This is a genomic window from Alkalihalobacterium elongatum, assembly GCF_019024285.1.
Taxonomy (GTDB): domain Bacteria; phylum Bacillota; class Bacilli; order Bacillales; family Bacillaceae_F; genus Alkalihalobacterium; species Alkalihalobacterium elongatum.
On record NZ_WMKZ01000008.1, the window covers coordinates 1 to 13,490 of the forward strand.

A 13,490-nucleotide genomic window follows, 5' to 3' on the forward strand; every position below is an offset into this window, starting at 1 on the left:
TTTGTTATAGCGCAGTAGGTAAAGTGAGTAAATTTTATAGCCCCAAAAAAGAAGTTGATATGGATCAACTTCTTTTTTGATTCATAAAAACAAGCTGTTCTGAACTGAACAGTTGTAACATAGGTTGTACAAAGAGAGTTTCGCTTAGAGGTGAATGTGATGAAAGGCTTCTTTACAGGAATTGAAACAGCTTTACTTGGAATGGTGTTATTACGTGTTATTTCAGGATTAATTGAACTTTCTGCAGCTGGTCTTATGCTTAAGTTTAATAGTATTGAAAAGGCTGTTGCAATCAATGCTATTTTAGCAATTGTTGGTCCGCTCGTGTTAATTACAACGATGACAATAGGACTTATTGGATTAGCAGACAAACTTTCAGCCAGTAAACTTATTCTCATTGGATTAGGTGTAACATTAATCCTTATTGGAATTAAAAGATAAGGAATAAACAAGCTTTTTGTGCATACATTTGGTTGAGACTAGCTTTTTTAGTACTCTTGACCATCTTTGTAACTTTAGCCTTAACGGTATTTAAATTAAACTGTTTAACTAACTTTTAATGAGGATGAAGGAGAGAGAAATATGAAAGAAGTTCTTGATGTTTTACCAGAGCCGATAGTTCACCTTATTACTCAATGTCCAGACTCATTAAAGAAAGAAATTGAAGAGATTCGCATTCGTGTAAATCGACCGTTAGAAATAATCGCAAACGGAAAACCTTACTATCCTGAAATCAAAAATCAAGTTTATAAAATCCGTCCAGAAGATGGTCAACATTTACTAAACCAACTAAGTCAATATTCTCTATATGCTTTTGAAGAAGAATTGAAACGAGGGTTTATAACTATTCGTGGAGGGCATCGAGTTGGTTTAGCAGGCAAGGTCATTATTGACCAGGGGCAAGTAAAAGCATTGAGAGATATTAGCTCCTATAACATTAGAATTGCGAGGCAAAAAATAGGGGTTGCAAATAAGGTAGTTCCACACATTTACCAAAAAGGTTGGCAAAACACTTTAATTATCGGAGCACCGCAGACAGGAAAGACCACCTTGTTAAGGGATATAGCACGAATTGTTAGTAGTGGAGTACCGGAATTAAGTATTCCTCCTTGTAAAGTTGGAATTGTTGATGAACGTTCTGAAATAGCAGCGAGTGTCCGAGGAGTTCCTCAACACAACTTAGGTCATCGAATAGATGTCCTTGATGGTTGTCCGAAAGCAGAGGGAATGATGATGATGATCCGCTCTATGAGCCCTGATGTGTTAATCGTAGATGAGATCGGTAGACAAGAAGATGCAATAGCGATAATGGAAGCGATACATGCTGGAGTAAAAATTATTACTACTGTTCACGGTTTTGATATGGAGGAGTTAGAACATCGCCCAACAATTTCACAATTAATGAAGGCCAATGTCTTTAATCGGTGCATAGAATTAACGAGAAGGAATTCTGCAGGGGCGATTAGGAGAATTCGTAATCAGCTTCGGAAAGATGTGGTGAGCGTTATTTGAAGCTAATAGGTGCAATCATCATTTTAATTGCTACGACTTGGGTCGGTTTTGAAATTGCTAGAAGGCTAAGTGAACGTCCCCGCCAACTTAGACAATTAAAAATTGCGCTTCAATCTTTAGAGGCTGAAATCATGTATGGAATGACACCATTGGCTGAAGCCTGTCAAAACTTAGCAAAGCAAATGCCTAAACCAGTGTCTTATTTCTTTTCTCGATTTGCTCATAGACTCAAAAATCAGGAGGAAAGTGTACCAATTGCCTGGGAAGAGAGTTTGAAAGAAACGTGGAAGTTTACAGCCTTATGTGATGCTGAATATGAAATTATGCAACAATTTGGTACAACACTCGGTCAACATGACCGCACAAACCAGCAGAAACAAATATTGCTCACAATTAATCATCTTGAACGTGAAGAAAGTGAAGCAAGGGATCGCCAAAATCGCTATGAAAAAATGATAAAAAGTCTAGGGTTTTTAACGGGTTTACTCATTATTATATTAATGTTGTGAGACTTTTGCATCTTCAGGAATAAGGGAGGGTTTAACGGTGGCATATGATGTAAATACCATCTTTCAAATCGCAGGAATAGGAATCGTTGTTGCCATGATTCATACCGTTCTAAAACAAATGGGGAAAGACGATTGGGCACAATGGGTAACACTCATTGGATTTGTCGTAGTTCTTTATATGGTGGCATCAATCGTTGACGACTTATTCCAAAAAATAAAAGGTGTATTCTTATTTCAAGGTTAGGGGGTGGTGACCATTGAAATTATTCAAATTGTCGGATTAGGGCTAATCACCACCTTTCTAGCTCTCGTTGTAAAAGAGCAAAAGCCGATCTTTGCTTTTCTATTAACTGTATTCGTTGGTATTCTAATTTTCTTATTTATTATAGATGAGATAGTCAAAGTGATTACTATGCTTGAGAATATAGCGAAAAATGCCAATATTAATATGGTCTACGTTCAAACAATCTTAAAGATTATTGGCATTGCCTATATAGCTGAATTTGGAGCACAAATTGCAAAAGATGCTGGACAAGCAGCAATTGCTTCAAAAATTGAGCTGGCAGGAAAAATATTAATTCTAGTAATGGCCATTCCGATATTAACTTCCATCATCGAAATGATCATCTCGTTAATTCCAGGTTAATTAAGTTGTACAAGCATTCTCCCATTAAAAATAGAGGGGGTGAAGAGATGCGCCTTTTTACAGTATGTTTTTTCGCTTTTATGCTATTTATACCATTTCACGTATCTGCCGAGACTGCAACCATTGATGAACAAACTTTCGTAGAAGAACAATTGGAGAAATTAGGAGTAGATGAGGTTAGAGAATATTGGGATAAGATTGCAACAGAATATGGAGGGTTTCTACCAGAAAGTCAAAAAGGCACATTTATGGAATTTGTGAAAGGTGAAAAAGAGTTTTCCATTAAAGAATGGTTTGGTGGACTTATTAAATTTTTTCTTCATGAATTATTAGTAAATGGAAAGCTCCTTGGTTCACTTATTCTATTAACTATTTTTGCAATGGTTTTACAATCCTTACAAAATGCTTTTGAGCAGCATACGATTAGTAAGGTGGCTTATGCGATTACCTACATGGTATTGATCGTAATTGCATTAAACAGTTTTCATGTTGCGATATCCTACGCTTCTGATGCAATTAGTAATATGATCCATTTCATGATTGCATTACTGCCCTTACTGTTAGCATTAATGGCGGCTGTAGGAAGTGTTACATCCGTAGCGTTATTTCACCCATTGATCGTCTTTCTTGTTAATACAAGTGGTCTTTTAATACAGCATATTGTAATGCCTTTACTGTTCTTATCTGCTTTGTTAAGTATCGTGAGTACACTTAGTGATCATTATAAGGTTACCAAGCTAGCAAACTTCCTACGCAATTTTAGTATTGGAATATTAGGAGTGTTTTTAACCGTTTTTCTCGGTGTTATATCAGTTCAAGGTGCAACTTCAGCTGTTGCTGATGGTATTACAGTAAGGACAGCAAAGTTTATAGCAGGTAACTTTGTTCCAGTTGTTGGTAGGATGTTTACCGATGCAGCGGATACTGTAATGGGTGCTAGTGTCTTATTGAAAAATACAGTTGGACTAGCTGGTCTATCCATACTTCTTTTACTATGTGCGTTTCCAGCAATAAAGGTATTGTCACTTGCAATCATTTATACAGTTGCAGCTGCAGTTCTACAACCATTAGGTGGTGGTCCAATCATTGATTGCTTATCTATCATTGGTAAATCAGTTATTTTCATATTTGCAGCACTTGCAACAGTATGCCTAATGTTCTTTTTAGCATTAACGATTATTATTGCAGCTGGAAATGTTTCATTAATGATGCGGTAAGGGGTGTGAAAAATGAGCTTTTTAACAGACTGGCTAACAAATATTATTATATTTATTTTACTAGCTACGATCCTAGAGCTCCTATTACCGAATTCTAGTATGCAACGCTATGTCAAAATGGTTGTTGGTCTATTGTTATTGGTTATTATTCTTAATCCTTTGCTTTCCATTTTTTCTAAAGATATTAACGATATAATTCCTGGATTTTCCAATAATGAGCATATTTCAGAAAAATCTTTAGAAAATTCAATAGAAAGAAAGAAAATAGAAATAGAAAGAGGACAACGTGCATATATTTCAGAACAGATGGCTGTCCCAATGAAGAGACAAGTAGAAGAGGAGTTGGTGGCAAGGTTTGATGTAGAAATTGATAGTGTTCTTATTACCCTCGATGAATTTGCCTTTGATGCAACAGATGAAGGTGCAGTTGTTCAGGTGACTGTGTATCTTAAAACAGTAGCAGAAGAGGAAAGTGAAGGAGATCTTGTTCAAGCAGTATCTGTGGTAAATATCGATACTAGTAAAGAAATACCTACAAAAGAAAATACAAAAGTGGATGTAGTACCAATCCAATCATTCTTAGCTGATGAATGGCAAATTCCTAAAGATAAAATTTCTTTAGCCTGGGAAGGAGGGGAGCAGTGATATGGAAAAAGGTGACAAAGGGGATAAGCAATGGTTAAAAAAGCTGTTTGACCAAAAAGCTGGCAGTCCAAAGAAAAAAAATACGATCCAATACGTGATCATGGTCCTTTGTGTAGGTGTTGGACTGATGATATTAGGAAATTTCATTGGAGATGATCAAAGTGCTCCACCAAGTGAACCCGTCTTTAATCAAAAAGAAAATGAAGAGGTAGAACCAGCTTTAGGGAGAAATAGCTCTTCAGGTCCTATGACGATGGAAGACTATGAAATTCGTTATGAAAATCAGCTGAAGGAAGTTTTAGAACAAATGATAGGCGTTTCTGAAGTTTCCATTATGATCAATCTAGCGGAAACTGAAAGAAAGGTGTATGAACGAAATGTTCATACAAAACACCAAAAAACGGATGAGACTGACCGTGAAGGTGGAACAAGACAAGTAGATGACTTAACGAGAGATGAACAAGTTGTCATTGTCCGTAAAGGAGACAGTGAGGAACCGCTTTTAGTAAAGAAACAAAAACCTGAAATTCGCGGCGTCCTTGTCGTCGCTTCAGGGGCTGACAATATGCAAGTAAAAGCAAGGATAGTTGAAGCTGTTAGTCGAGTTCTGGATGTTCCAGCTCACCGAGTATCAGTAATGCCTAAGAAATTAAAGGAGGAATAAAAAATGGTATTAAAGAAACAAACAGTATGGTTATTAACAATGCTAAGCTTAATCGTAGTTTTATCAGTTTATTACATGACATCCCAGCCTCAAAACACAACAGATTTAGCGTATATGGATGAAGAAATGGAAGGTATTGAAGAATTGATGGGTGAAGAAGATGCTGGCCAAGTTTCTGTAAATATTGAAGAAGATGAAATGGAAGAGATGATGACAGAGGGTAACAATGAAGATGAAGGTGAAGTTGAAGAGGGAATGATCTCAGCAATTAATAGTGATGAATTCTTTACGGAAATTCGCCTAGATCGTGAAGTGTCTCGTAGCAAGATGTTACAGGAATATACAAACATCATCGCTGAAGCTGATGTTCCAGCTCAAGTAAAAGTAGAAGCATTAGAAAAACAAAATAATTTACTTGCATTAGAACAGAAAGAAAATTTACTAGAAACATTAATTCGCTCAAAAGGTTATAAAGATGTACTCGTTTTATCTGAGGAAGAGCAAGTAAAAATTATTGTAAAAGCAGATGAACTAACAAAAGAACAAGCTAATGAAATTCTTCTAATGGCTAATGAACAATTAGGAGAGAGGTTAGTTGTGGTAGGGCATCAACCGACTAAATAAATTTAAGGTAAAAGGGGGCTACTATATTCAGTTAGCCTCTTTTTGTTATTCAATGTTTATATCCTTATTCAATTGGAACATGCTATACTATAATGCGAAGGAAACGATGAAATGGTATAATACGTCAATATCGGAGTACTAAAAGCTTGTAAGTATGATTTTATGAGGTGATAATTGTGGAATGGAATGATTTAACAGAAGGTGCAAAAGCAGTATTCGAACAAACTCGTAACTTAAAGAATGATAATATTCAAATTGTTGAATTTGAAGTTGGATTTGTGCAGGATTTTGAAACTGAAGGCGGAAATACATATACAGTATCCATCCAAGAAGAGGACTACGCTAGTATTAAAAGATATACCCAAGAGAATGAATATGGTGAAAAGTATCATATGGCAAGAAATAAGAATATTGTAAAGCTCATTCTTTTAGAGAACGGTAAGATACCAGATAACTTATCTGAGTTTCCTGTATTCCGCCAATATAAGAATGATGCAATTGTTAAAGAAGTAGAAACAAATGAATAAAACAGTTAGCAGAGATCGTGAAGGGATAATCTGATTATGTTAAAAATTCAAGACATTAAAGAATTAATAAGAGTTATTGATAAGTCGACCATTGATTACGTAAAAGTTGAACAGGATGGTACGAAATTAACGATTAAAAGAAACACAAACCAAGCAATAAGTACATCAACAACTGTATCGACTCCAGCACTTCAAGAAAACGTGCAAAAAATTCAACCAGAAGTGGCAAAGCCAGTTGATACCGAAAAAACAGTGGTTACCGAAAAAACAATAGAAACAACCGTTCAACCTGAAGCAAAAGTTGAGGATAACTACATGACAATTAAGTCTCCAATGGTTGGGACTTTTTATGCGGCACCAGCACCAGATGCAGAGCCGTACATCAAAACAGGTGATCATGTAAATGAGAGTACGATTGTTTGTATTGTCGAAGCGATGAAATTAATGAATGAACTCGAAGCTGAAGTTAAAGGGAAAGTTGTTGAAATACTCGTTCAAAATGGGGAATTAGTAGAATATGGACAACCGCTATTTGTTGTTCAACCAGATTAGGGAGAGTTTATAATGATAAAAAAGGTTCTAATTGCAAACCGAGGAGAGATAGCCGTTCGAATTATTCGAGCTTGTAAAGAGTTAGGAATTGAAACGGTTGCTGTTTATTCAGAAGCCGATAAAGACGCACTTCACGTTCGACTTGCAGACCAAGCATTTTGCATTGGGCCAACTCCTTCGGCAAAAAGCTACCTAAACTTCACAAACATCATGAGTGTAGCTACCTTAACGGAGGTTGATGCCATTCATCCTGGTTATGGATTTTTAGCTGAAAATGCTGACTTTGCTGAGATTTGTTCCGCTTGTAATGTGACATTTGTTGGACCAAGTCCAGAAGCTATTAATAGAATGGGAACTAAAGATGTAGCAAGAGAAACAATGGCAAAAGCAAATGTACCAATTGTTCCTGGATCAAAAGGAATTATTGAAGATGTTGAAGCAGGCTTAAAAGTAGCTAGTGAAATTGGATACCCAGTCATTATTAAAGCAACAGCTGGCGGTGGTGGAAAAGGTATCCGCGTTGCTCGCAATGAAACAGAGTTAAAAAAAGGTGTACAAATAACACAGCAGGAAGCAAGTACAGCTTTCGGTAATCCTGGTGTTTACCTAGAAAAATACATAGAAGACTTCCGCCATGTTGAAATTCAAGTACTTGCAGATAATTATGGGAATGTTATTCATTTAGGAGAGAGAGATTGTAGTATTCAAAGAAGATTGCAGAAGCTTTTAGAGGAAACACCTTCTCCAGCTCTTGACCAAGAAATGAGAGAGGAAATGGGAGAAGCAGCAGTAGCAGCTGCAAAGGCCGTTAATTACTCTGGCGCAGGAACTGTTGAATTTATCTATGACTACCGTAATCAGCAGTTCTACTTTATGGAGATGAATACGAGGATACAAGTTGAGCATCCAGTAACAGAAATGGTCACTGGAATAGATCTAATTAAGGAACAACTTCTTGTTGCATCAGGTAAACAACTTTCAGTAACACAAGAAGAAGTGACTATGAGTGGTTGGTCGATTGAATGTCGTATTAATGCTGAAAACCCAAGTAAAAACTTTATGCCTTCACCTGGTAAAATTACAAAATATCTCCCACCTGGTGGTCTAGGTGTCCGTGTGGACTCTGCAGCGTATCCAGGGTACATGATTTCCCCTTTTTATGACTCCATGATAGCAAAGGTTATAACCTACGGTGCTACACGGGAAGAAGCAATCGCAAGGATGAAAAGAGCTTTATCAGAGTTTGAAATCGAAGGAATTGACACTACGATTCCATTTCATCTGCAGTTACTTAGTCATGAAAAATTTATTTCAGGTGATTTTAACACTAAATTTTTGGAAGAACATGATTTAACCTTGAAGTAATATGGTAAAATGAAAATAAGGCTGAATGTTGGAGGTGCGCTACGATGGCAGAAAACCATATCATAGACCTAGAGGAACAAAAAAATGACCTAGGTAAAGTTGAGATTTCTCCAGAAGTAATTGAAGTAATTGCTGGTATCGCAGCATCAGAAGTTGACGGTGTTGCAACAATGAGAGGTAACTTTGCAACAGGTGTCGCTGAGCGATTAGGAAGAAAAAATCATGGTAAAGGTGTAAAAGTTGAGCTGAAGGAAGATGGCATTGTTGTGGATGTATCAGTAGTTATTATCTACGGTGTTTCAATTCCCGATGTAGCTAAGAAAATTCAATCAAATGTGAAGCAAGCACTACAGACGATGACAGGTATTGATCTTGAAGCAGTAAATGTTCATGTGGTTGGTGTGCAATTTGAATCTCAAACAGAGCCACAAGAAGTAATTGAAGAATAAATTGAAGAAAATAGTTATTAACTGAATTGACGGTGGGAATACTATTTCTAAACAAACAGCCAAAGGATTATACCTTTGGCTGTTTTCTAATTGATAATGAGCAATAAATAGTTAAACAGAGAAGAAAAACCGACAAAAAAGTCGTAAATTCAATAAATATCGGCAATCTCTGTTATCGGCTAGTAGAATATGCTATTATCATACATATAATTAGGCAACAGAAGGAGAAAACACGTATGAATAGACGTCTAGCACGTTTAAGAGCAGTTCAAGCTCTTTTTCAAATTGATTTAACAGCAGTAGAATGGAAAGAAGCATTATCAAACTCACTCGAAGATAATGAAGAAATCACTCCATTTTTAGAAAAAATCGTTTCAGGAACTTTAACACACAAAGAAGAAATCGATGCTATTTTATCAAAAAATCTATCGAATTGGTCATTAGATAGAGTAGGGAACGTCGATCGAGCCGTCCTCCGTATGGCTGTACATGAAATGAAATTTATTGATGACATTCCGATGAATGTCACATTCAATGAAGCGATTGAACTTGCAAAAGCTTTTGGTGGGGAAGAGTCAGGCCGCTTTGTTAATGGGGTCTTATCTAATGTTGTCCAAGCTATAAGTAAAGAAGAAAATTAAAAAGGTTATGGGAATAGGAGTGTTACCATGTCAGCAACGATTATTAGTGGAAAAGAATTAGCAGCAAATAAGAGACAAGCGATGAAATTAGAAGTTGAACAGCTTAGTAAAAAAGGTATTGTTCCTGGGCTAGCAGTTATATTAATTGGGGAGCACCCAGCTTCAAAGTCTTACGTTTCAGGAAAAGTTAAAGCTTGTGAAGAAGTTGGAATTCGTTCAGTTCTTATTGAAAAATCAGAAGACATTACTGAAGAAGAACTATTAAACCTGATTGAAAGCTTGAATAATGACAGTGAAATTCATGGAATCCTCGTACAGCTGCCATTACCGAAACATATTTCTGAAAGAGCAGTTATCGAAAAAATTAGTCCAGAAAAAGATGTTGATGGTTTTCATCCAATTAGCATTGGAAAAATGATGATCGGTGAAGAAACTTTCCTTCCGTGTACCCCTTTTGGTATCGTAGAAATGTTGAAGTCCAAAGAAATTAAATTAGAAGGAAAGCATGTTGTTGTTATTGGAAGAAGTAATATTGTTGGGAAACCTGTAGGACAGCTCTTACTAAATGAAAATGCAACTGTAACTTACTGTCATTCTCGTACGGAAAACATGAAGGAGCTAACAAAACAAGCTGATATCCTCATCGTTGCGGTTGGAAAAGCAAATTTTGTTGATGCAAGTTATGTGAAAGAGGGCGCGGCAGTTATTGACGTCGGAGTAAATCGTTTAGATACAGGAAAGTTATGCGGTGACGTCGTGTTCGATGAAGTAAAAGAAGTTGCATCTTATTTAACACCTGTACCTGGTGGAGTAGGGCCAATGACAATAACGATGCTTTTACATAATACAATTATTTCGGCAAAGCGAGGTTAAGGTAAGGAGCCGTTCTTATGTCTAATGAAAATATTTTATCTGTAACTGAAGTAACTCGTTACATAAAAAGGCAGTTCGAAAATGATGATGTTTTACAGAATGTCTGGATTAGAGGAGAGCTTTCTAACTTTAAACATCATAATCGTGGACATATGTACTTCACAATAAAAGATGAACAAGCACGAATGCAAGCGGTCATGTTCGCTGGAAATAATCGTTTCTTAAAATTTAAACCTGAAGATGGCATGAAAGTTCTTATACGTGGTGAGATAACTGTTTATGAAGCATATGGGCAATATCAAATGTATGCTAGAGAAATGCAGCCTGATGGTGTTGGAAGCCTCTATATGGCTTACGAACAATTAAAGGAAAAGTTAGAAATTGAAGGACTTTTTGCTCCACATTTAAAAAAGCCGCTTCCTAATTATGCAATGAGGATCGGTATTGCAACCTCACCAACAGGGGCGGCTATCCGTGATATTATCACTACGATAAAAAGGCGTTTTCCAATAGCTAATATTACGTTACTACCAGTATTAGTTCAAGGGGAAGGAGCTGCACCTTCCATAGTAAAGGCGATCCGACAGGCGAACGAAGTAGATATGTTTGACGTCTTAATTATTGGGCGTGGTGGCGGTTCGATTGAGGAGTTGTGGGCATTTAATGAAGAAGCGGTAGCTCGTGCAATTTACCACTCAGCTATACCAATCATTTCTGCAGTAGGCCATGAAACTGACTTTACAATTGCTGACTTTGTTGCAGATATACGAGCGGCGACACCTACAGCTGCAGCTGAACTAGCAGTTCCAGAACTAAAAGAACTGGTAAAAGCAATTGATTTGCAAAAACTTAGATTGCGTCGAGCCTTAATGGAAAAGATAGACCGTGAAAAACAACGACTAAATAGGTTACAAAAATCATATGCGTTCCGCTACCCACAACAACTAGTTCATCAAAAAGAGCAAGAACTTGACCGATTATATGACCGTTTAGAACGAGAGATGCGGAGATTATTAGATAAACGCACAGAACAGGTAAATCAGTTAACAAAAGACATAATGAGGAACCATCCAGAAGCAAAGGTTGTAGAAGCTAGACAACAGTCTATTTTTTTAAGAGAACAACTTCTGCGAAATATGAAATGGTTACTTAAGGAGAAACAAAATAAGTTTCAAAATCAGGTACAGACACTTGAAGTACTCAGTCCCTTGCGAATGATGGAACGAGGGTATAGTTTAGCTTTTAATGATCGTGACCAGTTAGTTAAATCCATAACTGATGTAACCAAGAATGACGAAGTTAAGATTCGAGTTATGGATGGTACCGTTAAGTGTCAAGTATTAGATACTAAAGAGGAAACTTTATTAAAAGGTGGATGAGTTATGAGCGAGCAAAAGCGAGAGGAATTATCTTTTGAAGATGCAATAAACGAATTAGAAAGTGTTGTCGAAAAGCTTGAACAAGGTGATGTGCCATTAGAAGAAGCAATTTCGATGTTTCAACAAGGAATGAACTTATCTAAATTATGCCATGACAAATTAACTGTTGTTGAAAAACAATTAGAACAAATTCTTACAGAAGATGGCCAATTAGAAGAAGTATCTTTTCAGGAGGATCAAGCAGAGTGATTGATCTAAAACAATTTCTACAAAAAAGTAAATTAGAATTAGAACAACAATTACCAAACTGCATCAGCGGATTAAAAGCCCCAGCAACTTTAAAAGAAGCGATGGCTTATTCATTGTCTGCTGGTGGAAAACGAGTGCGTCCTGTTTTATTATTAGCAACTCTTCATGCTTTTAATCGCGATGAAAAAATTGGAAATAATATTGCATGTGCAATTGAAATGTTACATACGTATTCGTTAATCCACGATGATTTACCAGCGATGGATGACGATGACTTGCGTAGGGGCAAGCCAACTAATCATAAGGTTTTTGGTGAAGCGATGGCTATACTCGCTGGGGATGCTCTTCTAACTTACTCGTTTCAGTTAATTTCTGAAATACCAAACGAGTTTGCAACAGATAGTATGAAAGTTAAATTAATTCAAGAACTGGCAAAAGCAGCGGGTCCTGAAGGAATGGTAGGTGGGCAAGTTGCCGATATGGAAGGGGAAGGAAAAAATTTAACTCTAGAGGAGCTGGAGTATATTCACTATCATAAAACGGGTGATTTACTAACATATTCTGTCTTGGCGGGGGCTATCCTTGCAGGGGCACAAGAGGAAGAAATTGAACAATTACGTCTGTTTGGGAAAGAGCTAGGCCTTGTCTTTCAAATCAAGGATGACATCCTTGATATAGAAGGAGATGCGAATATGATTGGTAAGCCAGTCGGTAGTGATTCTGGTAAGGATAAAAGTACATATCCTTCATTATTGACGATGGATGGAGCAAAAGAAAAATTATTCGAGCATACAAATAGAGCAAAGGAATATTTATATAATGTAAAGCTTGAAAACTCATTATTAATGGCAATAACGGACTATATTGTGGAAAGAGATCATTAATTTGTTAGTGGCGGAAGCTTGTTATATGGCTGACAGACATTTTCATTGAGCGATTTTCTATCTAGTGATATAATAACTCTACAAAGAGAGTGGTGCAGTATTCTAGTCGGCTCTCTATTCTTGAAGGCGGGGCTAAAAATCCGCCAAAGGGCACATCGATGAAGCTCCTTGTGTCGGCTTGAGGCGCCCAGCTTTGGGTCGGCGCTGGGTGTTAAGGTGTGGGGGCGATCCACAAAGGCATGTGGGCGTTGACCCTCACTCCGCGGAGGCCTTGTATTTACACTGTATGCGGTGCATACAAATGGTGTAATATGGGGTATGAACCTGCTAAGGCATGCTTGGGTAGTATGCCGGCAGCGTAGCCTGCCTTGAGTGGAGTTAGAGGGGATTATGGGAGTGGGTCTAAAGGTTGTCGGCCAACAACGTTTATTCCTTGTCCATATGAAATCTGCTCTGCAAAAGAGGATAAAAGAATAGCGAGGAGCTGCCGAGGAAAACTCCTAGACTGTTCGAAAGACATTTAAAGAGGATTGAAGTGTGGACTAAGTGGTAATCTAGTCTAGCGTTAGGTGACTGCGCTAAGATATGTTGAAAGGGAAACCACCAAAGCGGCGACGCTTCGGTACGTATCTGGGAAATCCTACTGGACCTAAGCCACAGCATTTACTCTTTAAATGACCACTCAGCTATACATATATACTAATGGCGTGTAAGTTGAGTCGTCTTTTGAACTTTGTTAAATTAAAAAGATAGG

18 protein-coding genes are annotated in these 13,490 nt (G+C 37.2%); all 18 read left to right on the forward strand.

Annotated features, from left to right (window positions below; all coding sequences use genetic code 11):
• The first annotated feature begins 159 nt into the window (after window positions 1-159).
• Window positions 160-441, forward strand: coding sequence for a YqhV family protein (locus GKP30_RS10665; RefSeq protein ID WP_216829430.1), 282 nt, complete (start codon window positions 160-162; stop codon window positions 439-441).
• A gap of 141 nt (window positions 442-582) precedes the next feature.
• Window positions 583-1,512: a stage III sporulation protein AA gene (gene spoIIIAA, locus GKP30_RS10670; protein WP_216829431.1), complete on the forward strand. Its 930-nt coding sequence runs from the start codon at window positions 583-585 to the stop codon at window positions 1,510-1,512.
• Window positions 1,509-2,021 (forward strand): stage III sporulation protein SpoIIIAB, encoded by a 513-nt coding sequence (spoIIIAB, locus tag GKP30_RS10675; RefSeq protein WP_216829432.1) that lies wholly within the window; start codon window positions 1,509-1,511, stop codon window positions 2,019-2,021. Before spoIIIAA ends, spoIIIAB begins: the two co-directional genes overlap by 4 nt.
• Before the next feature lie 37 nt (window positions 2,022-2,058).
• Entirely contained in the window at window positions 2,059-2,265 is a 207-nt protein-coding gene (gene spoIIIAC, locus GKP30_RS10680; protein WP_216829433.1) for a stage III sporulation protein AC, read from the forward strand.
• Between the two features lie 6 nt (window positions 2,266-2,271).
• A complete protein-coding gene (gene spoIIIAD / locus GKP30_RS10685; protein WP_216829434.1) occupies window positions 2,272-2,667 on the forward strand; it encodes a stage III sporulation protein AD in 396 nt (131 codons plus the stop codon).
• Between the two features lie 47 nt (window positions 2,668-2,714).
• Window positions 2,715-3,884 carry a stage III sporulation protein AE gene (spoIIIAE, locus tag GKP30_RS10690; protein ID WP_216829435.1) on the forward strand — a complete coding sequence of 390 codons (1,170 nt, stop codon included), beginning with the start codon at window positions 2,715-2,717 and terminating at the stop codon, window positions 3,882-3,884.
• Between the two features lie 12 nt (window positions 3,885-3,896).
• Window positions 3,897-4,529, forward strand: coding sequence for a stage III sporulation protein AF (spoIIIAF, locus tag GKP30_RS10695; RefSeq protein ID WP_216829436.1), 633 nt, complete (start codon window positions 3,897-3,899; stop codon window positions 4,527-4,529).
• A gap of 1 nt (window position 4,530) precedes the next feature.
• Window positions 4,531-5,193, forward strand: coding sequence for a stage III sporulation protein AG (spoIIIAG, locus tag GKP30_RS10700; protein WP_216829437.1), 663 nt, complete (start codon window positions 4,531-4,533; stop codon window positions 5,191-5,193).
• Window positions 5,194-5,196: 3 nt separating this feature from the next.
• Window positions 5,197-5,817 (forward strand): SpoIIIAH-like family protein, encoded by a 621-nt coding sequence (locus GKP30_RS10705; protein WP_216829438.1) that lies wholly within the window; start codon window positions 5,197-5,199, stop codon window positions 5,815-5,817.
• A 176-nt stretch (window positions 5,818-5,993) separates the two neighbouring features.
• Entirely contained in the window at window positions 5,994-6,344 is a 351-nt protein-coding gene (locus tag GKP30_RS10710; RefSeq protein ID WP_216829439.1) for a hypothetical protein, read from the forward strand.
• Between the two features lie 36 nt (window positions 6,345-6,380).
• The gene (gene accB, locus GKP30_RS10715) at window positions 6,381-6,896 is read left to right on the forward strand and encodes an acetyl-CoA carboxylase biotin carboxyl carrier protein (protein ID WP_216829440.1); all 516 of its coding nucleotides are present in this window, start codon (window positions 6,381-6,383) and stop codon (window positions 6,894-6,896) included.
• A 12-nt stretch (window positions 6,897-6,908) separates the two neighbouring features.
• Window positions 6,909-8,261, forward strand: a complete 1,353-nt coding sequence (gene accC, locus GKP30_RS10720) for an acetyl-CoA carboxylase biotin carboxylase subunit (protein ID WP_216829441.1) — start codon at window positions 6,909-6,911, stop codon at window positions 8,259-8,261.
• Window positions 8,262-8,305: 44 nt separating this feature from the next.
• Window positions 8,306-8,710, forward strand: a complete 405-nt coding sequence (locus GKP30_RS10725; RefSeq protein WP_216829442.1) for an Asp23/Gls24 family envelope stress response protein — start codon at window positions 8,306-8,308, stop codon at window positions 8,708-8,710.
• A 236-nt stretch (window positions 8,711-8,946) separates the two neighbouring features.
• Window positions 8,947-9,351: a transcription antitermination factor NusB gene (nusB, locus tag GKP30_RS10730; protein WP_216829443.1), complete on the forward strand. Its 405-nt coding sequence runs from the start codon at window positions 8,947-8,949 to the stop codon at window positions 9,349-9,351.
• A gap of 27 nt (window positions 9,352-9,378) precedes the next feature.
• Entirely contained in the window at window positions 9,379-10,224 is an 846-nt protein-coding gene (gene folD, locus GKP30_RS10735) for a bifunctional methylenetetrahydrofolate dehydrogenase/methenyltetrahydrofolate cyclohydrolase FolD (RefSeq protein ID WP_216829444.1), read from the forward strand.
• A gap of 17 nt (window positions 10,225-10,241) precedes the next feature.
• Complete coding sequence (gene xseA / locus GKP30_RS10740; RefSeq protein ID WP_216829445.1) at window positions 10,242-11,603, forward strand: exodeoxyribonuclease VII large subunit; 1,362 nt, start codon at window positions 10,242-10,244, stop codon at window positions 11,601-11,603.
• Between the two features lie 3 nt (window positions 11,604-11,606).
• Window positions 11,607-11,852, forward strand: a complete 246-nt coding sequence (locus GKP30_RS10745; RefSeq protein ID WP_216829446.1) for an exodeoxyribonuclease VII small subunit — start codon at window positions 11,607-11,609, stop codon at window positions 11,850-11,852.
• Window positions 11,852-12,736, forward strand: a complete 885-nt coding sequence (locus GKP30_RS10750) for a polyprenyl synthetase family protein (protein ID WP_328703144.1) — start codon at window positions 11,852-11,854, stop codon at window positions 12,734-12,736. Before GKP30_RS10745 ends, GKP30_RS10750 begins: the two co-directional genes overlap by 1 nt.
• Window positions 12,737-13,490 lie beyond the last annotated feature (754 nt).

Bases quoted from the DNA above. Each gene is read 5' to 3' on its own strand.
- GKP30_RS10725 (WP_216829442.1), top strand. From the start codon at position 8,306: ATGGCAGAAAACCATATCATAGACCTAGAGGAACAAAAAAATGACCTA.
- accC (WP_216829441.1), top strand. From the start codon at position 6,909: ATGATAAAAAAGGTTCTAATTGCAAACCGAGGAGAGATAGCCGTTCGA.
- GKP30_RS10705 (WP_216829438.1), top strand. From the start codon at position 5,197: ATGGTATTAAAGAAACAAACAGTATGGTTATTAACAATGCTAAGCTTA.
- GKP30_RS10745 (WP_216829446.1), top strand. From the start codon at position 11,607: ATGAGCGAGCAAAAGCGAGAGGAATTATCTTTTGAAGATGCAATAAAC.
- spoIIIAE (WP_216829435.1), top strand. From the start codon at position 2,715: ATGCGCCTTTTTACAGTATGTTTTTTCGCTTTTATGCTATTTATACCA.
- xseA (WP_216829445.1), top strand. From the start codon at position 10,242: ATGTCTAATGAAAATATTTTATCTGTAACTGAAGTAACTCGTTACATA.
- accB (WP_216829440.1), top strand. From the start codon at position 6,381: ATGTTAAAAATTCAAGACATTAAAGAATTAATAAGAGTTATTGATAAG.
- spoIIIAG (WP_216829437.1), top strand. From the start codon at position 4,531: ATGGAAAAAGGTGACAAAGGGGATAAGCAATGGTTAAAAAAGCTGTTT.
- GKP30_RS10665 (WP_216829430.1), top strand. From the start codon at position 160: ATGAAAGGCTTCTTTACAGGAATTGAAACAGCTTTACTTGGAATGGTG.
- folD (WP_216829444.1), top strand. From the start codon at position 9,379: ATGTCAGCAACGATTATTAGTGGAAAAGAATTAGCAGCAAATAAGAGA.
- spoIIIAA (WP_216829431.1), top strand. From the start codon at position 583: ATGAAAGAAGTTCTTGATGTTTTACCAGAGCCGATAGTTCACCTTATT.
- nusB (WP_216829443.1), top strand. From the start codon at position 8,947: ATGAATAGACGTCTAGCACGTTTAAGAGCAGTTCAAGCTCTTTTTCAA.
- spoIIIAF (WP_216829436.1), top strand. From the start codon at position 3,897: ATGAGCTTTTTAACAGACTGGCTAACAAATATTATTATATTTATTTTA.